Annotated in this window: 21 protein-coding genes and 1 tRNA gene; 19 read left to right on the forward strand and 3 right to left on the reverse strand. The window is 67.5% G+C overall.

Going from position 1 to position 26,112, the window contains the following annotated elements; all coding sequences use genetic code 11:
* The first annotated feature begins 60 nt into the window (after positions 1 to 60).
* The 12 genes from dnaE (at position 61) to VFA08_03485 (ending at position 15,237) form a co-directional block, all read left to right on the forward strand.
* Positions 61 to 3,594, forward strand: coding sequence for a DNA polymerase III subunit alpha (gene dnaE, locus VFA08_03430; protein HYZ12641.1), 3,534 nt, complete (start codon positions 61 to 63; stop codon positions 3,592 to 3,594).
* A gap of 16 nt (positions 3,595 to 3,610) precedes the next feature.
* Positions 3,611 to 4,321, forward strand: coding sequence for a HisA/HisF-related TIM barrel protein (locus VFA08_03435; protein HYZ12642.1), 711 nt, complete (start codon positions 3,611 to 3,613; stop codon positions 4,319 to 4,321).
* Positions 4,322 to 4,365: 44 nt separating this feature from the next.
* Positions 4,366 to 5,139 (forward strand): indole-3-glycerol phosphate synthase TrpC, encoded by a 774-nt coding sequence (locus VFA08_03440; protein ID HYZ12643.1) that lies wholly within the window; start codon positions 4,366 to 4,368, stop codon positions 5,137 to 5,139.
* Positions 5,136 to 6,344: a tryptophan synthase subunit beta gene (gene trpB / locus VFA08_03445; GenBank protein HYZ12644.1), complete on the forward strand. Its 1,209-nt coding sequence runs from the start codon at positions 5,136 to 5,138 to the stop codon at positions 6,342 to 6,344. The genes VFA08_03440 and trpB overlap by 4 nt, the downstream gene beginning before the upstream one ends.
* Positions 6,341 to 7,114 carry a tryptophan synthase subunit alpha gene (gene trpA / locus VFA08_03450; GenBank protein HYZ12645.1) on the forward strand — a complete coding sequence of 258 codons (774 nt, stop codon included), beginning with the start codon at positions 6,341 to 6,343 and terminating at the stop codon, positions 7,112 to 7,114. The genes trpB and trpA overlap by 4 nt, the downstream gene beginning before the upstream one ends.
* A 120-nt stretch (positions 7,115 to 7,234) precedes the next feature.
* Complete coding sequence (locus tag VFA08_03455; GenBank protein HYZ12646.1) at positions 7,235 to 8,560, forward strand: branched-chain amino acid ABC transporter substrate-binding protein; 1,326 nt, start codon at positions 7,235 to 7,237, stop codon at positions 8,558 to 8,560.
* 84 nt (positions 8,561 to 8,644) lie between these two features.
* Positions 8,645 to 9,739 (forward strand): branched-chain amino acid ABC transporter permease, encoded by a 1,095-nt coding sequence (locus tag VFA08_03460; protein ID HYZ12647.1) that lies wholly within the window; start codon positions 8,645 to 8,647, stop codon positions 9,737 to 9,739.
* 10 nt (positions 9,740 to 9,749) lie between these two features.
* Positions 9,750 to 11,531, forward strand: coding sequence for a leucine/isoleucine/valine transporter permease subunit (locus VFA08_03465; GenBank protein ID HYZ12648.1), 1,782 nt, complete (start codon positions 9,750 to 9,752; stop codon positions 11,529 to 11,531).
* On the forward strand, positions 11,528 to 12,319 hold the full coding sequence (locus VFA08_03470) for an ABC transporter ATP-binding protein (GenBank protein ID HYZ12649.1): 792 nt from the start codon (positions 11,528 to 11,530) through the stop codon (positions 12,317 to 12,319). Before VFA08_03465 ends, VFA08_03470 begins: the two co-directional genes overlap by 4 nt.
* Before the next feature lie 80 nt (positions 12,320 to 12,399).
* Positions 12,400 to 13,158: an ABC transporter ATP-binding protein gene (locus tag VFA08_03475; protein HYZ12650.1), complete on the forward strand. Its 759-nt coding sequence runs from the start codon at positions 12,400 to 12,402 to the stop codon at positions 13,156 to 13,158.
* A 16-nt stretch (positions 13,159 to 13,174) separates the two neighbouring features.
* The gene (locus VFA08_03480; protein ID HYZ12651.1) at positions 13,175 to 14,086 is read left to right on the forward strand and encodes an ornithine cyclodeaminase family protein; all 912 of its coding nucleotides are present in this window, start codon (positions 13,175 to 13,177) and stop codon (positions 14,084 to 14,086) included.
* Positions 14,083 to 15,237 (forward strand): FAD-binding oxidoreductase, encoded by a 1,155-nt coding sequence (locus VFA08_03485; GenBank protein ID HYZ12652.1) that lies wholly within the window; start codon positions 14,083 to 14,085, stop codon positions 15,235 to 15,237. Before VFA08_03480 ends, VFA08_03485 begins: the two co-directional genes overlap by 4 nt.
* A 1-nt stretch (position 15,238) precedes the next feature.
* Here VFA08_03485 and VFA08_03490 read toward each other — a convergent pair.
* Together VFA08_03490 and VFA08_03495 are read right to left on the reverse strand one after the other, a co-directional pair.
* Positions 15,239 to 15,326 (reverse strand) — tRNA-Leu (locus VFA08_03490).
* Positions 15,327 to 15,350: 24 nt separating this feature from the next.
* A complete protein-coding gene (locus VFA08_03495) occupies positions 15,351 to 15,551 on the reverse strand; it encodes a hypothetical protein (GenBank protein ID HYZ12653.1) in 201 nt (66 codons plus the stop codon).
* Positions 15,552 to 16,157: 606 nt separating this feature from the next.
* Here VFA08_03495 and VFA08_03500 point away from each other — a divergent pair.
* From VFA08_03500 to VFA08_03520, 5 genes are all read left to right on the forward strand, one after another.
* On the forward strand, positions 16,158 to 17,330 hold the full coding sequence (locus tag VFA08_03500; GenBank protein HYZ12654.1) for an ABC transporter substrate-binding protein: 1,173 nt from the start codon (positions 16,158 to 16,160) through the stop codon (positions 17,328 to 17,330).
* Positions 17,331 to 17,443: 113 nt separating this feature from the next.
* Entirely contained in the window at positions 17,444 to 18,322 is an 879-nt protein-coding gene (locus VFA08_03505) for a transporter substrate-binding domain-containing protein (GenBank protein ID HYZ12655.1), read from the forward strand.
* A gap of 89 nt (positions 18,323 to 18,411) precedes the next feature.
* Positions 18,412 to 19,569, forward strand: coding sequence for an amino acid ABC transporter permease (locus VFA08_03510; GenBank protein ID HYZ12656.1), 1,158 nt, complete (start codon positions 18,412 to 18,414; stop codon positions 19,567 to 19,569).
* Positions 19,566 to 20,336 carry an amino acid ABC transporter ATP-binding protein gene (locus VFA08_03515; GenBank protein ID HYZ12657.1) on the forward strand — a complete coding sequence of 257 codons (771 nt, stop codon included), beginning with the start codon at positions 19,566 to 19,568 and terminating at the stop codon, positions 20,334 to 20,336. Before VFA08_03510 ends, VFA08_03515 begins: the two co-directional genes overlap by 4 nt.
* A 9-nt stretch (positions 20,337 to 20,345) precedes the next feature.
* The gene (locus tag VFA08_03520) at positions 20,346 to 20,753 is read left to right on the forward strand and encodes a cupredoxin domain-containing protein (protein ID HYZ12658.1); all 408 of its coding nucleotides are present in this window, start codon (positions 20,346 to 20,348) and stop codon (positions 20,751 to 20,753) included.
* A 410-nt stretch (positions 20,754 to 21,163) separates the two neighbouring features.
* Here VFA08_03520 and efeU read toward each other — a convergent pair whose 3' ends face one another.
* Positions 21,164 to 22,015: an iron uptake transporter permease EfeU gene (gene efeU, locus VFA08_03525; protein HYZ12659.1), complete on the reverse strand. Its 852-nt coding sequence runs from the start codon at positions 22,013 to 22,015 to the stop codon at positions 21,164 to 21,166.
* A gap of 148 nt (positions 22,016 to 22,163) precedes the next feature.
* Between efeU and polA the strand changes: the two genes are divergently transcribed.
* Positions 22,164 to 24,818 carry a DNA polymerase I gene (polA, locus tag VFA08_03530; GenBank protein HYZ12660.1) on the forward strand — a complete coding sequence of 885 codons (2,655 nt, stop codon included), beginning with the start codon at positions 22,164 to 22,166 and terminating at the stop codon, positions 24,816 to 24,818.
* A gap of 131 nt (positions 24,819 to 24,949) precedes the next feature.
* On the forward strand, positions 24,950 to 26,112 hold a 1,163-nt coding region (gene rpsA / locus VFA08_03535; GenBank protein ID HYZ12661.1), incomplete at its 3' end, for a 30S ribosomal protein S1.

Below are 26,112 nucleotides of genomic sequence, written 5' to 3' on the forward strand. Positions count from 1 at the left end.
GACTGTGGAAGGAATGACAGGCTTGTAGTTCGAGCCGGGCGAACGTAGACTCGCGTGGCTTTGAGCGGCCGGAGCTTCGTCCACCTCCACACGCACACCGAGTTCTCACTACTCGATGGCGCCTCCCGCGTGACGCAACTGTTCGAGCGAGCGGCTCTCGAGGGGATGCCGGCCCTCGCGATGACGGATCACGGTGTCATGTTCGGCGCGCTCGACTTCTACGAGGCCGGCGTCCGCGCAAGCGTGAAACCGATCCTCGGCGTCGAGGCGTACGTCGCGCCGACCTCGCGCTTCGAGCGCATGCCGGGTGAGAGCGAAGAGAAGTATCGCCACCTCACCATCCTGGCGAAGGACGAGACGGGCTATCGGAACCTGCTCAGGTTGGTCACCGACGCGCACTTGGAAGGCTTCTACCACCGGCCGAGGATCGACAAGGAGCTGCTTTCCGAGCGTGCCGAAGGACTGATCGGTCTCTCCGGATGCATGGCGTCCGAGACCGCGCAGCTGCTCATGGCGGGGCAGGACGAGAAGGCGGCAGACGTCGCGCGAACCTACGGCGACATCTTCGGCACAGGGAACTTCTTCATGGAGATCCAGGACCACGGCATGGCGGAGCAGCGGCGGCTGCTCCCCAAGCTCGTCAAGCTGTCGCGGTCCACCGGCCTGCCGCTCGTGGCGACGAACGATTCCCACTACACCGAGCGCGAGGACGCCAAGCCGCACGACGTACTGCTGTGCATCCAACAACAGAAGGTGCAGACCGACACGAACCGGCTGCGGTTCGAGAGCGACGAGTTCTATCTGAAGAGCGCCGATGAGATGCGCGAGGTGTTCCGGGAGTTCCCGGCCGCGTGCGACAACACCCTTGCCATCGCCGAGATGTGCGAGCTCACCCTGCGCTTCGGCGATGACGTCTCCGCCGAGGAGCGGTTCCACGTCCCGACGTTCGAGCCGCCCGACGGACTGGACCGCGACACGTACCTCCGACAACTCGTCGAGGACGGTGCGCGCGAGCGGTACGGGGAGCTCAGCAGGGAGATCCAAGACCGCATCGATCGCGAGCTCGGCGTGATCGCGTCGATGGGCTTCTCCGGCTACTTCCTGATCGTGTGGGATCTGATCCGCTTCGCGCGCGAGAACGGGATCCGGGTCGGTCCGGGGCGCGGTTCGGCGGCGGGTTCGGTCGTTTCGTACTCGCTCCGGATCACCGACCTCGACCCGCTGCGGTACGACCTGATCTTCGAGCGGTTCCTGAACCCCGGGCGGATCCAGATGCCCGACATCGACATGGACTTCGACGAGCGCCGGCGCGACGAGGTGATCCGCTACGTGGCGTCGAAGTACGGCTCCGACCACGTCGCGCAGATCATCACGTTCCAGACGATCAAGGGGAAACAGGGCATTCGAGACTCGGCGCGGGTCCTCGGCTTCCCGGCGAGCGTGGGCGACCGCCTATGCAAGATGTATCCGGCCGCCGTGCTCGGCCGCGAGCATCCGATCGACGAGGCGCTCCGGCTCTCGCCCGAGCTCCGGGACTCGTACGAGCGCGAACCCGAGTCTCGCGAGATCGTGGACAGCGCTCGGGCGCTCGAGGGCCTTCGCCGCGAGGACTCGGTGCACGCCGCGGGCGTCGTGATCGGCGACGCGCCGCTCGTGAACTACCTGCCGCTAAAGCTCTCGAAGGACTCACGTGACGACTCACGTCGCATCGTCACGCAGTTCGACATGCACGGCGTCGAGAAGCTCGGGCTGCTGAAGATGGACTTCCTCGGCCTGCGGACACTTTCGGTGATCGAGGACACCCTGTCTCACCTGCGGCGCACAGGCATCGACCTCGACATCGACCACATCCCGCTCGACGACGAAGGCGTCTACGAGATGCTCGATGGTGGCGTCACCACCGGTGTCTTCCAGCTGGAAGGCGCGGGCATGCGCTCGCTCATCAAACAGCTCTCGCCGGACCGGTTCGAGGACCTGATGGCGCTCGTCGCCTTGTACCGGCCCGGTCCCCTGAACGCGGGGATGCACGTCGAGTACGCGGAGCGCAAGCACGGGCGGAAGCCCGTCGCGTACCCGCACGCCGACCTCGAGGAGATCCTCGCGGGCACGTACGGGATCATGGTCTACCAGGAGCAGGTCATGCAGATCGCCGTACGCATGGCCGGCTACTCGATGGCCGAGGCAGACATGCTTCGCCAAGCCATGGGGAAGAAGATCCGCGCGAAGCTTCTCATCCACCGCGAGAAGTTCATCGACGGATGCAAGACGAATGGATACCCGGAGCGGCTCGCACGAGAGATGTTCGCTCTCATGGAACCGTTCGCCGACTACGGCTTCAATGCCTCGCACGCGTGCGCCTACGCATACATCGCCTATCAGACCGCGTTCCTGAAGCGCCATCATCCGATCGAGTACATGTCGGCCGTTCTCACCAGCGTGAAAGACGACAAGGATCGCAAGCCCTTCTACCTGAATGCCTGCCGGCTGATGGGCCTCGAGGTTCTCCCGCCGGACGTGAACGAATCGGAACAGGACTTCGCGCCGGCGCCGGGTGACGGACGGAGGATCCGGTTCGGCCTGTCCGCGGTTCGGAACGTCGGAGCGGGTGCCGTGCAGCAGATCATCGAGGCTCGGCGCTCGAAGGGCGCATTCACGGGTTTCGCCGACTTCTGTCGCAAGGTGGACCCCTCCGTGCTCACGAGGAAGGTGCTCGAGAGCCTGGTCTACGCGGGCGCGTTCGACTCCCTCGGGTACGCGCGCGGGGCGCTGATCCAGACGCACGAGAAGGTCTCGGTCCCCATCGCCGCGGAGCGCAAGGCGGAGGCGGCGGGCCAGCCCTCACTGTTCGGCGGCGGCGACCGAGCGGCGACGGACGTCCAGGAAACGGTCCTGGTCGGGGACGAGTTCGACCGGCGAACACTCCTTCGGTTGGAGAAGGAGGTGCTCGGGCAGTTCGTGACCGATCACCCGCTCCTCGATGTGAAGGATGTGCTGGCGGCACAGACCGACATGGAGCTCTCGGAGGTCGGAGGGCTCGGCGACGGCGACGTCGTCACCGTCGCCGGCATCGTCGGGTTCGTGACGCGGAAGTTCACGAAGAAGGGAGAGCCGTTCGCGCAGTTCCGCTTGGAGGACCTCACCGGCGGCGTGATCATCGTGGCGTTCCCCAACGTGTACGAGCGCGTTCCCGAGCTGATCGAGACCGACGCCATCGTGCTCGTGAAGGGGCGGGCCGATCTCCGAGGACGCGAGCTCCAGCTCCGTGCGCTCGAGATTCTCGAGCCGGACCTCGGGATCGAGCGGCAGACCCCGCCCGACCATCTGCTCGTGGTGGACGTGCCAGCGGCTAGTTGCACGAACGCCGTCATCGCGAAGCTCCGCGAGCTGCTCGGTGCGCACGCCGGCCGGACGCCGGTACAGGTTCGGTTCCTGTCTTCGCGCGGCGTGACGCCTCTCGACGTGGGGACGTACCGCGTCGACCCGAATGCCGGTGTGCTATCCGAGCTCCGCGCGCTCCTCGGTGGCGAGGCCGTGAAGGTCGTCCCGCGCCGCGATGCACGCGTCGTCGCGGTACCGGATCTCGTGGTGCGCTGACGCGTACGCTTCGTCGGTGACGTTCGAGATCATCCCCGCGATCGACATCGCGCGTGGACGTCTCGTCCGGCTTTCCGGCGGCGAGGTCGAACCGATCCAAGCCGACGGGGGCAACCCCGTCGCAGCGGCGGCGCGATTCGTCGACGCCGGTGCCACGCGGCTCCATGTCGTCGACGTCGACCTGGCGACGGCGGGCGCGCCGGCGAACCTCGAGCACCTCGCGTCGATCGCGGCCCTCGGCGTTCCGGTCCAGGGGAGTGGCGGCGTCACGAACCGATGGCACGTCGACGCCTTCCTCGACGCCGGCGCCGAACGCGTCGTGCTCGGATCGGCCGCGTTCGTGAACAGAGCTGCGGCCGAGGAGCTGATCGAAACGTGGGGCGATCGGCTGTGCGTGGGTATCGAGGCGGACGGCGCGACCATCCGCCCGAGGAACACGGATCACGATCTCGCGCTGTGGGACACGCTCCAGTGGCTCGAGGGCCTGGATGTCGCCCGGTTCGTGTTCACGGACGTGCGCCGCGATTCCGCCGGACCCGACCTCGACGGCGTCTGGGCGCTCGCCATGCATACCGGCAAACCGGTGCTTGCGTCGGGCGGGGTGCGCTCGATCGACGATCTTCGAGCGATCGCGTCGCTCGGCGGCACGGTCGAGGGCGCCATCGTCGGGCGCGCGCTGCACGAACGCGTCGATCTGGCGGAGGCGCAGCGGGCCGTCGCCGGCTGACCCATCGCCGCCACGGAGCGCCCACGTAGACTCCCTGCCCACTGATGGGCTTCCTCACTGACGTCGTCGACGAGGTGAAACGCCGACTCGAGCGCCATCCGCTCGACGACTCTCGGATGATGAACCTCGCCCTGGGGCTGCCGCCCACACGACCGTTCGCGGGCGCGCTGTGGTCCTCGCGACCACCTGCTGTGATCGCTGAGGTGAAACGAGCTTCGCCGTCGGGCGGAAGGATCGGCGACGTCGAGGCAGCCGGTCGAGCACGGCAGTACGAGAGGGCGGGCGCGTCGGCCGTCTCGGTGCTCACGGAGGCGAATCACTTCGATGGCGCTCTCGCCGATCTTCGTGCGGCGCATCTGGCCGTCTCGATCCCCGTACTGCGCAAGGACTTCCTCGTGCACCCGTCGCAGCTGATCGAGTCGCGTGTCGAGGGGGCCGACGCCGTCCTGCTGATCGCGGCTGCGCTTTCCGAGCCAGAGCTGAAGGCGATGCTCAATGCGTGCAACGACCTCGGCCTCGAGGCGCTCGTCGAGACGCACACGGAGGAGGATCTGGACAAGGCGCTCGGGACGGACGCGAAGGTGGTCGGGGTCAACTCGCGCGATCTGGAGAGCCTCGAGGTCGACCTCGAACGCGCGCTGTCGCTCCTTCAGAGCGTTCCCGGCGACCGAATCGCCGTGCTGGAGAGCGGCGTGAGCGAGCGCCAGGACGTCGAGCGCGCGGTCGGCGCCGGCGCGCGAGCGGTGCTGGTCGGCGAGACGCTGATGCGCGCCGACGACGTGGGCGCGACCCTTCGCGCGTTGCGAGGCGAACCATGAGCGTCACGGCTCCGACGCGCCCCGACGCGCGCGGACGGTTCGGCCGGTTCGGCGGCCGGTACGTCCCCGAGATCCTCATCCCGGCGCTCGACGAGCTGGCCAGCGCCTGGTCCGAACTCCGCGGTGACGCGGCGTTCCGCGGTGAGCTCGACGCGCTGTTGCGCGACTACGTCGGCCGACCGTCGCCGCTCACGTTCGCCTCGCGACTGTCGGACGCGCTCGGGTACCGGATCTGGCTGAAGCGCGAGGACCTGAATCACACCGGCGCCCACAAGATCAACAACACGCTCGGGCAGGTGCTGCTAGCGCGACGTCTCGGCAAGCGACGGATCATCGCGGAGACGGGCGCCGGGATGCACGGGGTCGCTACGGCGACGGCGTCGGCGCTGTTCGGGCTGCCGTGCGTCGTCTACATGGGTGAGGAGGACACCGTCCGGCAGGCGCCGAACGTCGCGCGGATGCAGCTCCTCGGCGCCGAGGTCGTCACCGTCACGTCGGGCAGCCGAACGCTGAAGGACGCGATGAACGAGGCGATGCGCGACTGGGCGGCGTCCGTTCGCGAGACGCACTACGTGATCGGCTCGGTCGCCGGACCACACCCGTTCCCCGTTCTCGTCCGAGAGTTCCAGCGCGTGATCGGAGAAGAGACGCGGTCGCAGCTCCGCGACGTGGAGGGACGCGATCCCGACGCCGTCGTCGCGTGCGTCGGCGGCGGGAGCAACGCGATGGGCATCTTCGCCGCGTTCGTCGAGGCGCCGGACGTCCGACTGATCGGCGTTGAGGCCGGCGGACGAGGCAACGGGCCGGGCGAGCACTGCCGCTCCCTGACGCTCGGCGAACCCGGTGTGCTCCACGGCTCACTTTCGTATCTGCTGCAGGACGAGGACGGGCAGGTGCTGCCGACGCACTCGATCTCGGCCGGGCTCGACTACCCGGGCGTCGGCCCGGAGCACTCCTATCTGAAGGAGTCCGGCCGTGCCGAGTACGTCGCCGCGACCGATGCGCAGGCGCTCGAGGGGTTCCAGGCACTGGCCGGGAACGAAGGGATCCTGCCGGCGCTGGAGCCGGCTCACGCCATCGGTTGGCTCCTCACCAGGCCGCTGCCCGAGGGCTCGCTCGTCGTGGTGAACGTCTCGGGGCGCGGCGACAAGGACCTCGAAACGGTCCGCACGGCGCTCGGCGTCGACGCCGTCACACCCCCGTGACGGGGGACCTCGAGGTCGCGCTCCGAAGGCGCCGGGACGCCGGAGGGTGCGCGTTCGTCCCCTACGTCACGGGCGGGCTCGACGGCGTGGACGCCGATCTGTTGCGCGACCTCGCCGCCGCCGGCGCCGATGCCATCGAGGTCGGCATCCCGTTCTCCGACCCGGTGATGGATGGGAGCGTGATCCAGGAGGCGTCGCGCCGAGCGTTGGAAGGGGGTACGCGCCCCGAAGACGTGCTGCGCACCATCCACGGCGCGAGCGTCGACGTTCCGGTCGCCGTGATGACGTACTTCAACCCGGTGCTTCGTCACGGCGTGAGCGCGTTCCTCGACCACGCGGCCGACGCCGGCGTCACGGGCGTCATCGTTCCGGACCTCCCCGTGGACGAAGCCGACGACGTCGCCGCGGCGTGCAGGTCCTCGGGGGTCGCGCCGGTGTTCCTGGCCGCGCCCAGCACCAGCCACGAACGCCTTCGCGCGATCGCGGGGGTCGCCGCGGGATTCGTCTACTGCGTCGCCACGTACGGGGTGACCGGCGAGCGCGAGGCGCTGTCGGGAACGGCGGCGCAGGTCGTCGAGGCGCTCCGCCCCCTCACCGATCTGCCGTTGCTGGTCGGCGTGGGGATCGGGACGCCGGAGCAGGCAGCCGATGCGTGCGGGTTCGCCGACGGTGTCGTCGTCGGCAGCGCGCTCGTCCGGCACCTGCTGGGGGGCGATCGGGACGCCGCCGTCAGGCTGGCCGGCGCGTTCCGCGACGCCGTCCCGTCCTGAGGCACCCCCTGGAGCAGTCCCTCGAGCGTGCCGGTTGCGTACTGATACGAGAAAGCCCGGTGGCCGCGTCCGCGGCCGATGTGATAGGTAGCAGGCGATCGACTCGAAGGAGGGGGTTTCATGAGGAAGCGCAGGCTTTTCGGCCTGCTCGCGCTCTTCGCAGCGCTGACCCTCGTCACCGCCGCGTGTGCGGACGACGATGAGGGCGGCGGTGGCGGTGCCACGGGTGGCGGCGGCGCCTCCGCATGTGAAGAGGACGAGTTCGGCTGCGTCGAGTACGCCGAGGGCGAGCCGATCCACCTGGCGACGCTCCTGTCGATCTCGGGTGCGACCGCAGCCCTGGGGACCGACAGCAACCGAGGGGTGGAGTTGGCGATCGACAACCTCGACGGCTCGCTCGACGCGACGCCGGGCCAGCTCATGGGGCGCGACATCGAGGTGACCCAGGAGGACGACGGCTGCTCGGCCGAGGGCGGCCAGGCGGGTGGCACGGCGCTTGCCGCCGACGAGACGGTCGTCGCCGTCATCGGCACGACGTGCTCGAGCGCGGCGCTCGGTGTGGCCGACACGATCCTCTCGGACGAAGGGATCCTCCTGTTCTCGCCGTCTAACACCAACCCCGGGCTGACGTCGGAGGAGGCGCACGTGCCGTTCTACGCGCGCACGGCGCACAACGACCTGATCCAGGGCGCGATCGTGGCTGAGTTCGTCTACAACGAGCTGGGCGTCGACACGGCGGCGACGATCAACGACGAGAGCCCCTACGCGGATGGCCTCGCGGCAGCGTTCCGCGACACGTTCGAGGGTCTCGGCGGGACGATCACCGCCGTCGAGCAGGTTCAGAGCACCGACGAGGACCTCAGCGCCGTTCTCCGAAGCGTCGCCGAGGGCAATCCTGGCGTGGTGTACGGGCCGAACTTCAACCCGGTTTGCGCTCTCACGTACTCCCAGGGCGCGGAGGTCCTCCCGGCGGAGACGATCCAGCTGGGCTCCGACGGATGTCTGGAGAGCGCGTTCTTCGAGCTCGCCGGCAGCCCGTCGGGCGACTACTACGCGTCCTCTCCGGACCTGACGGTGTTCCAGGAAGGCGCGTTCTACCGGGACGAGTTCCTCCCGGCTTACCGCGAGCAGTTCGGTGAGGCGCCGACGGCCGTCTTCCACGCGCACGCGTACGACGCCGCGAACGTCCTGTTCCAGGCGATCGAGGAGGTGGCCATCGAAGACGGCGGGTCGCTGTTGATCCCGCGGACGGCGCTGAAGGACGCCGTGCTCGCGACGAGCGGGTACGAAGGCGTCTCCGGCGTCATCACCTGCACGCCGCTGGGCGACTGCGCGACCGAAGTCACGATCGGCCTCTTCCAGTACCCCAACTGGCCGGTCGAGGGAGGCGAGGAGCCCGCCGACGCGGTGTACACCGACACGAAGACGCTAGAGGACGTCACCTAGGAGACGTTCGCGTAAACAAGACGATCGCTACGGGCGGGCCGTCGGCCCGCCCGTAGCGTTTGCAGATGGACTACGCTCGGCCGCATGTCGACGGCAACGGGTACAGATGCGACGCGCGACGTGCGGGTGGGCCGCCTCGAGCGACTGCCGTGGCGGACCATCATCCTCGTCGTCCTCGCCGTCCTGATCCTGACGACGATTGCGATCGGCGCATTTCGAACGCTCACCGAGGACGCCTACTCCGCCGATGCGTGGCGCGACTTCATCGTCCTGGGCCTCGCCCAGGGCGCCATCTACGCCCTGATCGCGCTGGGCTACACGCTCGTGTACGGGATCCTGCGCATGATCAACTTCGCCCACGGCGAGGTGTTCATGTTGGGCGCCTTTGCGTCGTACTTCTTTTCGGCCGCGTATGCCGAGAGCGGGTTCCTGGACCGACAGCCTCTCCTCGCGCTGGCGATCCTGCTCGTGGTGGCGATGGCCACGTCCGCCGGCGTGGCCATGTTGCTCGAACGAGTGGCGTACCGTCCGCTGCGCGGCGCACCACGCCTGGTTCCGCTGATCACCGCGATCGGTGCGTCGCTGTTCCTCGCGAACACGGCGCGCGGCTTCTTCGGCTCGTCGCCGCGCGGCTACCGCAAGCCCAAGCTTCTCGAAGGGTCGTGGACGGTTCTCGGCGGCGACGTGCCGAAGATCCGCGTGGTCGTGCTGCTCACCGCCGCGGTGGCCGTGATCGCGCTGTCCTTGTTCGTCGCCAGGACGAAGACGGGCAGGTCGATGCGGGCCGTCGCCGAGGACAGCGAGATCGCAAGCCTCATGGGCGTGAACGTGGACGGCGTCATCGTCACGACGTTCGCGATCGGGGGTTTGCTGGCGGGGATCGCCGGCGTGCTGTACTCGATGACGTTCGAACAGGTCAACTTCTTCATGGGCTTCCAGATCGGCATCGCCGCGTTCACGGCGGCGGTGTTGGGGGGGATCGGCAGCATCGCGGGCGCGGCCATCGGCGGTCTCTCACTCGGCCTTCTCCAGGCCCTGGGTCCATCGCTGATCCTGACCGGCTATCACATCCCCTCGCCGTTCCAGCTGAGAGAGGCGTTCACGTTCCTCGTGCTCGTCCTCGTGCTGATCTTCCGCCCTGGCGGCATCCTCGGCACCGGTGAGGCGGAGAAGGTCTGAGGTGGGTCCCGTGGGGCTGCGGTCCGCGATCGCCGCGGGGTTGGTCGGCGCCATCGGGTCTCTCTATTTCGCGCTCGTCGGCCTGACCGAGCGGTTCGGCGACCTCGAGCTCATCGGAGAGCAGGTCACGCTGGGCCGACTGCTCCTCGTCCTCCCGCCGCTCGTGGCCGGCTACGTCGTGAGTCGGCCACGGGTCGTCGCCGGCGAGCGGCGGATCCCCACTCCCGCGGAGGCAGCGTTCGCCGGCGCGTCGACCGGTGCCATCGCCGGGGCGGCCTTCGGCGCCGCCGTCGTCTTCGCCGATTGGTTCGACGTCAACCGGATCCGTGAGGTGTTCATCACGGTCTCGCCCGGGCTGATCGAGTTCGTGACGTTCGAGCGTGGAGTCGCCGCGGGGTTCGTCATCCTCGTCGTTATCGGCGTTGTGGGCGGCGCGGTCGGAGGAGTGCTTCGGGCGTCGTCACCGCTGGTGCGCACTCCGATCGTCCTCGGCGCCTCCGTGGCGATCCTCCTGGGACTGCTCCAGCGGATCATCCCCGTCGCCATGCGGCAATTGGATCTCGACCCCTCCTTTCTGTACGAGGTCAGTGGGGGGCTGACGGTCCCGGCCGGCGTCGCCGTGTTCGCCCTGACCGCGGGCGCAAACGTCCTATGGACACGGTCGGGGCCTCAGGTTCGCGACCGGGTCCGTACCTCGGCGCGTGAACAACCGGTCGCGCGGACTGCCGTGCTGATCGTGATCTTGGCGGTGGCCGCGATCTTGCCGCTCCTCGTCGGCTCGGTCATCTCCGAGGTGCTCGGCACGGTCATGGTCTTCATGCTCCTCGGCCTCGGGCTCAACATCGTGGTGGGGTACGCGGGCCTACTTGACCTGGGGTACGTGGCGTTCTTCGCGTTCGGTGCGTACGCGCTCGCGCTCCTCACCGGCGCGATGCTGAACACGACGGTCGGCGCTGCCGAGCCCGCGTTCTCGCTGAATCTGAACTTCTACATTGCCGTGTGGGTGGTCGCGGCGCTCGCGGCCGGCGTCGGCGTGCTGATCGGGGCGCCGGTGCTGCGACTACGCGGTGATTACCTGGCGATCGTGACCCTCGGCCTTGGCGAGATCGTGAGCATCCTCACGCAGTCGCGATGGCTGCAGCCGCTCGTCGGCGGGCCGCAGGGGACAAGGGGCATCACCGACGCCGCGATTGGCGACTTTTCGTTCCGCCCGCCACAGAATTTCTATTACCTCGCCTTCGCGTTCGTCGTTCTCGCGGTGTTCGTGTCGTGGCGTCTATCTGCTTCTCGCATCGGACGAGCGTGGAACGCGATGCGCGAGGACGAGCAGGTCGCCGACGCGATGGGCATCAGCACCACGAAGTACAAGTTGCTCGCGTTCGCGATGGGCGGCGCCATCGGGTCGGTCGGCGGAGCGCTGTTTGCCGTCAAGATCGGCTCGCTCACGCCGGCGAGCTTTCAGATCCTCGTCTCGATCACCGCGCTCGCTGTCGTCATCCTGGGCGGTCTGGGGAGCATTCCCGGTGTCGTCGTCGGCGCGCTCGTTCTGATCGGACTGCCCGGGCTTCTGCGCGAGTTCGAGGAGTACCGCCTGCTGATCTACGGCGGTGTTCTCGTCGCGATCATGGTCCTTCGTCCACAGGGCCTCGTACCGAACGTCCGCCGCACGCGTGAGCTCCACGAGGAAGAGGTGGAGCAGGACGCCTGGGCCGCGGGCGCTGCACAGCGCGAGGAGCCGTACGCCACGGTCGTGGTCGGCGACACGGTCGAGGAGGAGGAGCGCTCCACGTGAGCGACGCCAAGCCACTGCTCCAATTGCGGAACGTGGCCAAGCACTTCGGCGGCCTGTACGCGCTATCCGGGCTCGACATGCAGGTGAACGAGGGGGAAATCGTTTCGGTCATCGGGCCGAACGGCGCCGGGAAGAGCACGATGTTCAACGTCGTGACCGGTCTGTACGAACCGGACGACGGCGACGTGCTCTTCAAGGAACAGAGTGTCGTGGGGCTCGCACCGAACCAGATCACGCGTCTGGGGATCGCGCGGACGTTTCAGACGGTGCACCTGTTCCCGAACATGACGGTGCTCGAGAACGCCATGGTCGGACAGCACTGTCGCACCCGCTCCGGTGTGTTCGGCGCGGTCTTTCGTCCGCCCAGGACGCAGCGCGAGGAGGAGCGCATCCGTGAGCGGGCCAAGGAAGCCCTCGAGTTCTTCGGGCGGCGCCTCGCGGGCTACCGGCAGGATCAACCGGCCTTCGCGCTCTCCTATGCGAACCGTCGCCGGCTGGAGATGGCGCGCGCGATCGCGACGGAGCCGATCCTCATCTCCCTCGACGAGCCCACTGCTGGCATGAACCCTCGTGAGACGCTCGAGCTGCGCGACCACATCGTGCGCATGCGCGACGAGCGCGGGCTGACCGTCTTGGTGATCGAGCACGACATGCGGGTCGTCAAGGGCGTCTCGGATCGGGTGATCGCGCTCGACTACGGGCGCAAGATCGCGGAGGGCACGTACGAGGAGGTCGCCAACAACGCGCAGGTGATCGAGGCGTACCTGGGGACGAAGGCGGCGGGATGAACGACGACGTCACGACGGAGACGCCGGCGCGAGACGCGCAGACCGTGGCGTCGGACGTGCAGCCCGTTCAGACCGAAGCGATGCCGACGCCGGCGCAACCGGTCGCGTCGGGGGACGGCGATCGCCGACCGATCCTCGAGCTCCGCAACGTGAGCACGCACTACGGGCTCGTCGCCGTGCTTCGGAACGTGAACGTCGAGATCTACCCCGGCGAGATGGTGTGCCTGCTGGGCGGCAACGCGTCGGGGAAGACGACGACGCTCCGGACGATCCTCGGGTACGTGGCGCCGTCCGAGGGCGAGGTGTTTCTCGACGGCGAGGTGGTGAGCGGCCTCCCGACGACCCAGATCGTCCGCCGTGGCATCTCGATGGTGCCGGAGAACCGGCGGCTGTTTGCCAACATGACCGTCGACGAGAACCTCGACCTCGGCGCGTACCAGCGGAAGGACAAGGGGAAGGTCGCCGAGGACCGCGAACGGATCCTCGAGACGTTTCCCCGGATCCGCGAACGGCTGAGGCAGAAGGCGGGGACGCTCTCGGGAGGCGAGCAGCAGATGGTTGCTATGGGCCGGGCGCTCATGGCCGACCCGAAGGTCCTGCTGATGGACGAGCCGTCGATGGGACTCGCGCCGATCCTGGTCGAGCAGGTCTTCGAGATCATCAAGTCGATCCGGAGCCTCGGCCGGACGATCTTCGTCGTCGAGCAGAACGCGAACATGGCGCTGTCGATCGCCGACCGCGGCTACGTCATCCAGACCGGTGAGGTCGTTCTCGCCGATACCGCGCAGAACCTGCTCGACAACCCGCTCATGCGGGAGGCGTACCTCGGCGAGCTCTGAGCGAGCGAGGGGCGGCGTGCCGTTCGTGGACGCCGAGACGCTCGCGCACGCCTTGCCGATGACCGCGGCGATCGACGCGCTCGAGGCGGCGTTCGGCGCTGAGCGGCTGCCGGAGGCGCCGATGCGGACCCACGTGGAGACGCGCGCCGGAACGCTGCTGCTGATGCCGGCCTTCGGAGAGCCGGGCGTCGGCGTGAAGCTGGTCACGCTGACGCCGTCGAACCCGGATCGCCGGCTCCCGTTCATCCACGCGGTGTACGTGCTGTTCGAGTCCGTCGGTCAGGCGCCGGTTGCGCTGCTCGACGGTGCGGCGCTGACCGCGCTTCGGACGGCGGCGGTGAGCGGTCTGGCGACGAGGCACCTCGCGCGCGACGAGGCGAGCCGGCTGGCGATCTTTGGGGCCGGCGTGCAGGCGAGGTCGCACCTGCGGGCGATGCTCGCGGTCCGCCCGATCGAGGACGTCGTGGTGGTCTCTCGCACACGCGAGCGCGCCGATACGCTCGTGAAGGAGGCCGGAGTGGCCGCGCGCGTCGGTGCTCGGGACGACGTAGGGGACCGCGATCTCGTGTGTACGTGCACGACGAGCGCGACGCCCGTGTTCGACGGCTCGCTGCTCGCGCCGGGGACGCACGTGAACGCGGTCGGTGCGTATAAGCCGGACTTACGCGAGCTCGATACGGAGACGATCGAGCGAGCGCGCGTCGTCGTCGAAACGCGTGAGGCCGCGATGGAAGAGGCGGGCGATCTGCTGATCCCGATGAAGGAGGGCGCGATCGGCGAGGATCACGTCGTGGCCGATCTATCGGAGGTGGTCCGCGGCGAGACGGTGCGGCGAACGGCCCAAGACGTCACGGTGTTCAAGTCGGTCGGCGTGGCGTTCGAGGACCTCGTCGTGGCGCGGGCGGCCGTCGATCGACTCGGCTCGTGAGCCGAACCGCGGACGTCGTGATCGTCGGCGGGGGAGTGGTCGGCGCGAGCGCGGCGTACCACCTCGCCTCGGCTGGAGCGGGCCGAGTTGTCGTGCTCGAACGCGAGAATCGGCTGGGCGCCGGCTCGACCGGAGCGTGCGCGGGCGGGTTCCGAACGCAGTTCTCGAGCGACGTGAACATCCGGCTCTCGCAGGCCAGCGTTCCGATGATCACGGGGTTCACCGAGGAGCACGGCCTTCCCCTCGACGTCGCGCAGCACGGATACCTGTTCCTCGTTCGCGACGAAGGGCTGTGGGAAGAGTTCGTGACAGCGAACGAGCTTCAGCGCTCGCTCGGCGTCGAGGCGACGCTGCTGCCGGCAGACGAGGCAGCGAAGCTCGCGCCCGGTATCGCCGTGGACGGGATCGTCGGTGCCTCGTACGGACCGGTTGACGGGATCGCCGATCCGTCCGGTCTGACGCTGGGGTATGCGACGCTTGCGCGGCGTCTCGGAGCGGAGATCGAGCTGAGCGTTGAGACTCGTCGAGTGGTCGTCGACGCAGGTCACGTTCGGGGCGTCGAGGCGCGCGACGAGACGATCGATGCGCCGGTCGTCGTGAACGCCGCGGGTCCGTGGGCCGGGGAGCTCGCAACGACCGTTGGCATCGACTTGCCGCTCGAACCGATCCCGCGCCACGTGCTCGTGACGGGAGAATTCCCGGGCGTACCGGAGCGCCGGACGCTGGTGATCGACGCCGTCTCGAGCTTCTACTTTCATCGGGAGGGCGCCGGAGTCCTGATGGGGATGGGAAGCGCGAACGAACGGCCGACGTTCGAGACACGGGTTGACGAGCGGTTCATCGCCGAGGAGCTGCTGCCCAAGGCAGTGGAGGTGTTCCCGCCGCTCGAGGAAGCGGCGGTCGAACACTCGTGGGTCGGCCTGTACGAGATGACGCCGGATCGTCACCCGATCATCGGCGAAGCGCCCTCTGTCGCCGGTTTCTATCTGGCGAACGGGTTCAGCGGCCACGGCTTCCAGCACGCGCCGGTCGTCGGGAAGCTGTTGGCCGAGCTGATCGTGGAGGGCGATGCCACGACCGTGGACATCTCAGGTCTTGGGCTGGAGCGGTTCCGAGCGGGGGAGCTCGTCAGGGAGCGACACGTCGTGTAGCTGGTGCCGGGAGAGGGGATCGAACCCTCAAGGGCCGAAGCCCACGGGTGTTTGAGACCCGCGCGTTTTCCGAGTTTCGCCATCCCGGCCGGGGCGCAACGAGTCTAGCCGGGTCAGGCTTTCGGCCCAATGAACGTGTCGAGTGTCGCCACAGCATCACGTCGCGCAACGGAGATGGTCGTCGGCTTCGTGTCCTGATGAAGCACTCCGATCGCATCCCACGTATCGCGAAATATCTGCAGGATGTCCATCGAAGTGTTCGTGAAGAAGTATCTGGGATAGGCGTACTTTCGTTTCTGAACGCGATTGATCACCCGACAGCCGTCGGAGTGAATCAGGCCTCACAATAGCTGCCGTGGATAACGGCAGACGATCTGTTGTTGCCACCGTTCAAGTCGGATCGCCCGCCGATGCTTCACACCCGGCCCGTGCTGTGGAAAGACGCATGTCCAGTGCATCCAGTAGCCGCACACCTCCACGCAGCCGTCTCTTGCGACGTTGAAGGGCTTCCTGCCTGGTGGCAGAACGCGATCGATAGCGGTTCCGGCCATACTCACGAGGTGCCGGTAGCGCGCATCCTGGTAGATGCTCAGGCGGCTGGTGCGGGGACCCACAACGATGTGCCCATCACCTAGATAGAGGCCGAGCAGATACGAATAGGCCGCCTCATCGAGCGGAATCCCATCACATCGCGGGCATCTGGACGGGCGTTTGCCGACGCCGGTCGGCGAATACCTCGGTGTGAGTCCGTGGCGCCAGTTCCAGATCGTGCTGAGCGGGATGCCGGTCGAGCGGGCAACCTGACAGTTGTTCCAACCCGCATCGAACAAGCGCTGGACAGTCTCGACTTCTTGAAGCGAATGCACGGAACACACCCCCGGCTGTGTCAAGAACCGTACAAGGAGGTACTGACACTCACGGTGCCGATCGGTTTCCGAATAGACGGCTTCGCAAACGCGGGGAGGACACGGACGATCCGAAGAGTTGTCCTGATCGTCCTGCTCGTCGAGCTGACGGCGTGCGAGGCGCAACCGCCCGCCACCGCGCCATCGCCGCGCACCACGAGTGCGCCCTCGACTGAACCCGTCGCGCTGAAGGTTGCATTCATCCAGGACCTTGCGCCAGAAGGCGCCCTTGATCGAACGCTTCCCGCCTACCAGGGCGCCGAGCTCGCCCTCACGGTCGCTTCCGCGCGCGAGGGCACGGCCTTCACGATCGGGGTCGTGGCGTTCGACACCGATGGCAGTATCGAAACGGGTCGGGATATCGCCGAAGAGATCGCTGGCGATCCCTCATATGTCGCCGCGATCGCGGCGCCCGGGCTTCCCGATCAGCAGCCGATCGCCGACGGGCTGGACGGCATGCCGTTCCTCACCCTGTCCGATCGTGGGGCGATGCTCACCGAGGACCGCACGTGGCGCCGCTTCGTCGCACCGCTGCGCGATGTCGCGACGAGGCTCGCTCTGCTCGCGGAGTCGCTCCGCTCGTCGCGTCGCGGCGTGTGCCTCGCCGGGACGGACGAACTGGACCCACTGGCTCGGTACACACGGCGCTCACTCTCTTCGGACGTTCATGTCACCTCGACGAAGGGCGCGGGCGATGTCTCGTCAGCTCGGTGCGGGGTCGTCGTCTGGAGCGGCGACGGGCTCGGCGCGGCGACCATCGCGGTGGGCCTGGACGCCGACGTGCGATTGATCGGCGGACCGAATCTGCGCGATGGCGACTTCATCGAGGACGCCGGCGCCTCCGCCGAGGGCGCACTCTCCGTTTGCTCGTGCGCCGACGTGTCGAACTCGCTCGACCTGGCCGCGCGGCGGTTCATCCAGACGTTCCAATCGGAGAACGGGACGGCTCCAGGACCCTACGCGCTCGAGGCGTGGGACGCGGCCCGCATGATCATCGCGGGAGTCGACGCCGCCGGAACATCTCGAGCGGAGCTCGCCCCCTGGCTCAGCGGTGTCACGCGCTTCGACGGCCTCGCGGGTAGCTACCGCTGGGTCGGCGGAGAGCTGGTATCGGCGGGCACACACGTCCGGACGTACGAGGTCGTCGGGGGCCGTTGGGTCCTCGCAGAAGCGGACACGCAAGCCTGAGGGCTCTCCGTCTGCGTACTCAGCTCCAGAACGAAGAGTTGAGCGAAGCCTCGCGTTTGGGCGAGGATGTCCACCGTGTCCGTGTGGGGTCGATCGGAACGAGGGGGCAGGCCTTGAACAAGCTTCGGATCATGTTGGCGGCGGCGGCGGCATTCGTGCTGCTCGCCGCGTGCGCCGGCAACGAGCCGGAGGACGGCGTCGGGGCAACCGGCGCGACCAACGAGACGGGGGCGACGGGAGCGACCGGCGAAACCGGCGCGATCCCGGAGTTCTCGACGCTCGAGGAGGGTGTCCTGCAGGTGGGCTCCTGCCTCGACTACCCGCCGTTCGAGCAGGTGAAAAACGGTGAGGAGGTCGGCTTCGACGTCGACATGACCGAAGAGATCGCCTCTCGTCTGGGCCTGACGGTCGAGTGGATCCGCGCCGATTTCGACACGATCTTCACAGCTGTCGCCGGCGGGCAGTTCGACATGGTGGCCGCGGCCTCGACGATCACCGAGGAACGGGAGCAGACCGTGGACTTCTCCGACTCGTACTTCAACTCGCGACAGGCCCTGGTCATCAACACGAACGAGACGCCGGACATCGCCTCGACGGATGACCTTCAGGAAGGTGACGTCGTCGGTGTCCAGCGCGGTACGACCGGAGCCGCGTGGGCGCGGGACAACCTGGAGTCGAACGGCATCGAGCTCCAGACGTTCACGTCCGCGACCGACGGACTCCGAGCGCTCGAGGGCGGTGGCATGACGGCGTTCATCGCGGACGAGCCCTTCGTCGCCGAGGCCATCGCCGACCTGCCGAGCCTGGAGGTCGTGGAGGGGATCGATACGGACGAGAAGTACGGGTTCGCGTTCTCACCGGAGAACCCCGAGCTGCACGACGCGGTGAACGTCGTCCTGGCGGAGATTATCGCGGACGGTACCTACCGGACGTTCTACGAGAAGTGGTTCCCCGGCGCGCCGCTGCCGCCGGAGTTCGAGCCGACGGCGTAACAAGCGCTCCGACGGAAGGCCCGCCCGCATGATTGCGGCGCGGGCCTTCCGCGTTCCAGCCACGCCAACTCGAGGAGGGCAGGCATCCGATGGCCGAGGTGACGCTCGACACGCGACCCCCTGTTCGCGAGGCTCCACCCGATACCCGCGGACCGAGCTCTCCACAGTCGTTGACGGCGTTGTGGCTGGGGATCGGTTCGATCGCCGCCGTCTTCGGTGGCACGATCGCCCTGATCCTGAACTACGAGCTGTCCCCGCGGGTGCTCACGCCATCGTGCATCGACCTGCAGCTCACACGCGAGATCAGGGGCGCGCTCGGCGTGTGCAACTTCGTCGAGGCTCTGCGTTCGAGCGCCGAGACGGCCATGCTCCTGATCGGGATCGCGCTCGGGGTCGTAGCGATGACATTCGGCTGGAGCATCCGCGGCCGGATGGACACGTTCCGTCGGAGGGAGCAGGCCATCACCGGCGCGGTCCTGGGTCTACAGGGCGTGTTCATCGCTCTCGTCATCCTGGCGTTCCGGGAGGGCCGTCCCGATCTGTTCGCGAAGAACTTCCTGAACTTCGCCGTGATCGGGCCGTACTTCCCAGGTCCGTTCTTCAGCGCCATAAAGAACACGATCGTCCTCGCGTTCGTCGGCGAGACCGGTGGCATCGTCATCGGCATGGTGCTCGCCGTCCTCTCCTTGTCGACACGAAGCGCTGCACGGGCGCCGGCTCGGGCATACATCAACCTCTTCCGAGGAACGCCGCTGATCTGGCAGCTCGCCACGGGTTACTTCGTGCTGCTGCTCGGATTCGATATCCGTCCGTCGACCTTCCTCGTGGCGATGGGGATCTTTGCGCTGAACACAGGCGCATACGCGGCCGAGGTCTTCCGGGCGGGCATCCAGTCGATCGAGCGTGGACAGATCGAGGCGGCGCGTTCGCTCGGGATGACGTATCTCCAGGCGATGCGCTTCGCGATCGTGCCGCAGGCGATCCGGCGCGTCATCCCCCCGCTGATGAACGAGTTCGTCATCCTGATCAAGGACACGGCGCTCGTCGTTGTGCTCGGGTTGACGACGAGCCAGCAGGAGCTGTTCGCATGGGCCCGCGCCGGGCAGTCGGACACGTTCAACGCCACGTTCTTCACTGCTGCCGCCCTCGGCTACCTTGTCGTCACGTTGCCGCTCATCCGGCTTGTCAACGCGGTTGAACGCAGGCTCCGCAGCGGTCTCGTCGGCATCGCGGGAGCGACCGCATGAGCGAGATCCGGAGCGCGCCGATGCCGCCTCCCGACGAGGAACCCTTGATCCGCATGGACGGCGTGCACAAATGGTTCGGCGACAACCACGTCCTCCGAGGCATCGACGTGTCGCTCGAGCCCGGTGAGGTGGAGGTCATCGTCGGACCGTCAGGCGGCGGGAAGTCGACGCTGCTGCGTTGCGCGAACCTTCTGGAGCGCCCCACGCTGGGCAAGGTCTGGTTCATGAATGAGGACATCACCGACATCCGGTGTGACCTGAACGCCGTCAGATCGAAGATGGGCATGGTGTTCCAGCAGTTCAATCTGTTCCCGCACATGACGGCGCTCGGCAACATCACCGTCGCGCTCGAGAGGGTGCTGAGGCTCAACGACGCAGAGGCCAGGGACCGGGCGATCGTGCAGCTGCAGCACGTCGGACTGGAGCACAAGGCGGACTCCTATCCCGGCCAGCTCTCGGGCGGTCAGCAACAGCGCGTAGCGATCGCCCGGGCCTTGGCCATGACGCCTCGCTTGATGTTGTTCGACGAGGTGACTTCGGCGCTTGACCCGGAGCTCGTCGGCGAGGTCCTCGGCGTGATGAGGCAACTCGCCGAGGAGGGCATGACGATGATGGTCGTGACGCACGAGATGGGGTTCGCACGCGAGGTGGGCACGTGGATGGTCTTCGTCGACGGCGGGGTCATCGCGGAACGCGGCCGGCCGAAGGAGATGTTCGCGAACCCACAGACGGACCGTCTTCGGCAGTTCTTCAGCAAGGTGCTCTAGGCCCGCCTCATGGCGGTTCCGAGACGGACGCTGCTCCTCGCCGCGGCCGCGTTGACCGTCACGGGCGTCGCGGCTGTCGTTGCGTTCGCCCTGAGATCAGGCGCGGGCCAGTCCCATCGTCCGTCGGCGAACCCGGAGGGCCCGTACGTCGTGAGCGCCATCGACTACCACTTCCACGACGCTCATCCGACCTTCCCGATCGGCCCCGATCGCGACCTCGTAGTGAAGAACGTCGGGCGAAACCTTCACAATGTGACCATCCCGGCCCTCGGCTACTCGCAAGACGTGAGGCCGGGTCAGGAGGTGACGATCGCCGACGTGGCCGAGCAATTGGGAGCTCCCGGCCGCTACCCCTTCTTCTGTCGGTTCCACCGGGACCGCGGGATGAAGGGTTCGATCGTCATCGCGAACGCCTGACGTCGCGGAGCACTCAAGCGACGCTCGGTTGCTGAGATGAGTGACGGGCCGAGGAACCTTTGGAGTGGCTCACGCCTTCCCCATACGCGAGCGTTGTCTACTCGGTTCCTCGACCCGTCAAAAGTTGGCCCCAAGCGACCCGGACGCCGGTTGGCGGTGCCCCTCCGTATCAACCGGCCGCCTCAGGGCTCGCACCCATTCGGTCGGTATCGGTCTAGCGGAGGTGCTTCCGTCCTCCCGTCCCTGCGGCCGCTCGGGACCGGCGCGAACAGTAACGACGGGCTATCAGCGTGTCAACGCGATGGAAATGGCTGCGCCGCAACTCTGAAGGCTCGACTGCGCAGGTAGCGCGCGCCGTCGTACGAGCGGAGAAAGAGTGACAAACAGGACACGATCTCGTTACGCCGTCGTCACCTGTTGGCCGCATCCATCACAACACGCCGCGATGGAAGCGGCTGCGTCGGCCGCAGATACAGCGTTCCCACGACGACGAGATACGCGGCCCATGCCACGACTTCCAACACTCCGGGATCGGCGTTGTAGCCGACGAGTCCGCGGAGCACCGCTCCGACCCCCTCGTCGTCGGGCAGCGTCGCGGAAAGATCGAACGCGGGCGACTCGAGGAAGGGCAACCATCCCGCCTCTTGCAACTCGTGCACTGAGTATGCGAACAGCCCGGCGGCGACGACGACGAGGATCACCCCGGTCACCTTGAAGAACGTTCGAAGGTTCATGCGGATGCCGCCCCGATACAACAGCACACCCAGCACGACGGCGAGCCCGAGTCCGAGCATCGCCCCGAGGAGTTGCGCCGCCACGCCGCCGCCCTCGACGGCCGTCCCCTCCGCCGCCGCGAACAAGAACAGCGCCGTCTCCACGCCCTCGCGCAGGACGGCGAAGAACGCGATCGCGGCCAGGGCGAGACCCCCCGCCGTGAGCGCCGTATCCACCTTCTGCTGAAGCTCGGACTTGATCCGCGCCCCCTGACGGCGCATCCAGAAGATCATCCACGTGAGGACCCCGACGGCCGTGAGCGTCACCAGGCCCTCGAAGACCTGCTCGGCCGTGCCCTCGAACTCGGCGCCGACGGAGAAGATGATCGTGCCGACGATGGCCGAAAGCGCCACGGCGAGGCCCGTTCCCCACCACACCAGGTGCGACCGGTCGGAGCGACCGAGCTGCTTCAGGTAGGCGAGGACGATGGACACGATCAGCGCGGCTTCGATGCCCTCACGTAGCGCGATGACGAATGCAGCACCCATCCACGAACACCCCTCGAGTCGACCGATCCGGAGCACCGGAAATCCTATGGAGGAGGTCGGATTCACGTCAAGGTCGTTTGCTACCGAACGACGCCGGACGCGCCCAGGAAAAGGCGCGTCCGACGCGAGCGTTACGATTGAGGCGCCAGTGACGTCTCGCGTAAGCGACCAGCCCAAACGCCTCTTCCTCCTCGACGGCCACAGCCTTTCCTATCGCGCGTTCTTCGCGCTCCCGACGTCGCTCCAGACGACGACGGGCCAGATCACAAACGCCGTCTACGGATTCACGTCGATGCTGATCAAGCTCCTGACGGAGGAGAAGCCCGACCTGATCGCCGTCGCGTTCGACATCGGTGCACCGACCGTGCGGCTCGAGAAGTACGCCGAGTACAAGGCGGGGCGTGCGGAAGCGCCGGGCGAGTTCCGCGAGCAGCTTGGCCTGATCGTCGAGGTCCTGGAGACGCTTCGCATCCCGGTCCTCGGCATCGAACGGCACGAGGCGGACGACGTCATCGCGACGCTCGCACTCCAGGCGGTCGAGGAGGGGATCGACACCACGATCGTCACCGCCGATCGCGATTTCTTCCAGATGGTTCGCCCCGGGATCAGCGTGATGTTCAACGTCAAGGGCATCTCCGACATCCGCCGGTATGACGTCGACGCGGTGACCGCGCGCTACGGGCTTCCGCCGGAGAAGTACCGCGACTTCGTCGCCCTGAAAGGCGATCCGTCCGACAACATCCCCGGCGTCCCGGGCGTCGGCGACAAGACGGCGACCAAGCTCGTGCAGGACTTCGGCTCCGTCGAGCAACTCCTCGAGCGGACCGACGAGCTGAAGGGCAAGCTCAAGGAGGCGATCGAAGCTGCGGGCGAACAGCTGCGGCTCAACAAGGAGCTCGCGGAGCTGGACACGTCGCTCGAGCTCGAGGTGCGGCCCGAAGAGTGCGTCATGGGGGAGTGGGACCTGGAGGCCGTGCGACGTCTGTTCACCTCGCTGGAGTTCCGAACTCTGTTCGAACGGCTGGAGGAGGTCGGGCGCAGTACCAAGCCGGCATTCGAGATGTCCGAGCTCGACCTGCGAGAGACGACGGCCGAGGAGGTCGCGACCCTCGTGTCGTCGGACGCCCCGAAAGCGGTACGACTGCGGATCGACGACGGGCGGATCGGCGGAATCGCCGTCTCGGCCGGTGGAGGACAGGCGGCGTATGCCCCTCTGGCGAAGTGGAACGATGTTTCCGCCGCGCTCGCGTCGGCCGCGCCGAAGTGGGCGCACGACGCGAAGGACACCGAAGCCGCTGTGCTCGCGGCGGGCGGCGCGCTCGGGGGCGTCGTCGTCGACACGATGCTCGCGGGATACCTGCTCGACCCCGCGGCCCCGAGCTTCGACCTTTCCGCGCTCGCCGAGACGTACCTCGGCGTCGACGTCCTCGGCTCGGTGGAGGAAGAAGCGGCCGCCGAAGCGACTGGCCAGCTGTTCGGCGACGGCTGGCGGGCGACGGCCGCCGAGGCCGCCGCGGTCGCGCTGCTCGCGCCGGCGATGTTGGAGCGGATCGACAAGGCAGGGCTTCGACGTTTGCTCGACGAGGTCGAGCTGCCGCTTTCGTCGGTGCTCGCGCGGATGCAGGCGGCGGGCGTCGCGCTCGACGTCGGATACCTCGAGGAGATTGCCGAGGGGATGCGCGACAAGATGGCCACCCTCAAGGCCGACATCTACCGGCACGCCGGCGAGGAGTTCAACCTCAACTCGCCCCCGCAGCTGCGCGCGATCCTGTACGAGAAGCTGAAGCTCGCTCCCAGCAAGCGCACGTCGAAGGGTCAGCTCTCGACCGACGCCAGCGTCTTGGAGAAACTGCGCGACGCACACCCGATCGTCGAGGCGCTCCTCGCGTGGCGCGAGCTCGACAAGCTGAACTCGACGTACCTCGAAGCGTTACCGCGGCAGGTCGACCCACGCGACGGGCGTGTCCACACCACGTTTAACCAGACCGGCGCGGCGACGGGGCGGCTGTCGAGCTCGAACCCCAACCTGCAGAACATCCCGTCGCGGGGCGAGCTGGGGCGTCAGATCCGACGGGCCTTCGTTCCGGGTTCGTCCGGACAGCTCCTCCTGGTCGCCGACTACTCGCAGATCGAGCTGCGGATCCTGGCTCACCTCGCCGGCGACGAGGGGCTCAAGGCCGCGTTCGAGTCCGGGACGGACATCCACACGGCGACGTCGGCGCGCGTCTTCGATCTCCCCGAGGACCAGATCGATCCGGCGACCCGAAGCCGCGCGAAGGCGATCAACTACGGCCTCGCCTACGGGATGAACGCGTGGGGTCTCGCGTCGCGGCTGGAGATCACGCCGGACGAGGCTCAAGAGTTCATCGACGCGTACTTCGAGAGCTTCCCGCAGATCCGGGAGTACCTCGACCGGCAGGTCGCGCGGGCCGCGGCCGAGGGGTTCACCGAGACGTTGCTCGGACGGCGTCGCTACATCCCGGAGCTCCACGCGGCCAACCCACGCGTTCGCGACATGGGGCGGCGGATGGCGCTCAACGCGCCGATCCAGGGGAGCGCGGCCGACGTGTTCAAGCTCGGCATGCTGCGCGTGGACGAGGCGGTGCGTGAGTCGAGCTTCGAGTGCCGGATGCTCCTGACGGTCCACGACGAGCTTGTGTTCGAGGTCGCCAAGGACCGCGTCGAGGAGGCCGGCGAGGTCGTCAAGAAACAGATGGAATCGGCCTACGAACTCACCGTTCCCCTGCGCGCCGACATCGGCTGGGGGCCGAACTGGGCGCAGGCCGTACCCGCCGGCCACTGACGCATATCGAAAGCGCGTTGACGGCGTTTCCGCAGGACAACTACCATCCCTGAGCCACGCCGGCCTGCCCGGGCCGGTGAAATCCACGAAGCGCCGGTCCGCGGCATGCGTGGCGGAGGGAGATGGTCCAGATCGAGACGACAAGCGAGACGAAGGCCGCGCCCCAGCGCGACCTGACCCCTGAGGAGCTGCGCGAGGCGATCGAGACGTCGCTTCGCGATTTCAAGGAAGGCGACATCGTCGACGGCGAGATCGTCAAGATCGATCGTGACGAGGTACTGCTCGACATCGGCTACAAATCCGAGGGGGTCATCCCCGCCAAGGAGCTCTCGATCCGCCACGACGTCGACCCCAACGAGGTCGTGCACGTCGGCGATCACGTGGAGGCCCTGGTCCTTCAGAAGGAGGACAAGGAGGGCCGGCTCATCCTCTCCAAGAAACGTGCCCAGTACGAACGGGCATGGGGCCGGATCGAAGAGGTCATGCGCTCCGGAGGGACGATCCGTGGCCCCGTCATCGAGGTTGTCAAGGGCGGATTGATTTTGGACATCGGACTTCGAGGCTTCCTCCCCGCGTCGCTCGTCGATCTGCGGCGGGTTCGAGACCTGCATCCGTTCGTCGGGCAGGAGCTGGAAGCGAAGATCATCGAGCTCGACCGCAACCGGAACAACGTCGTGTTGTCGCGCCGCGCGTTCCTCGAGGAGTCGCAGAGCGAGGGACGCAAGAAGTTCCTCGAGTCGCTGCAGAAGGGCGAGCGCCGAAAGGGAACCGTGTCGTCGATCGTGAACTTCGGTGCCTTCATCGACCTCGGTGGCGTCGACGGACTCGTGCACGTATCCGAGCTGTCGTGGAAGCACGTCGATCATCCGAGCGAGGTCGTGCAGGTCGGCCAGGAGGTCGAGGTGGAGGTGCTCGACGTCGAGCTCGAGCGTGAGCGAGTCTCGCTGTCGTTGAAGGCGACACAGGAAGATCCGTGGAAGGAGTTCGAGCGGCGCTACTCGGCGGGCGAGATCATCGACGGTCAGGTCACCAAGCTCGTGCCGTTCGGCGCGTTCGTCAGAGTGGCGCCCGGGATCGAGGGCCTGGTCCACATCTCGGAGATCTCGGATCAACACGTCGACTCGCCCGAGTCGGTGCTCTCCGTGGGCGACGAAGTGCGCGTGAAGGTCATCGAGGTCGAGGTCGCCCGCCGCCGCGTGAGCCTTTCGATGCGTCAGGTCGGCGGTGCCCTTCCGACGCCGAGAGAAACCGAGATCGAAGAAGAGGCGGGTCCGGCTGGGGCGGGGACGGCCCC

This window comes from Actinomycetota bacterium, from assembly GCA_035640355.1.
In the GTDB taxonomy this organism is placed as follows: Bacteria; Actinomycetota; UBA4738; order UBA4738; family HRBIN12; genus CALGFI01.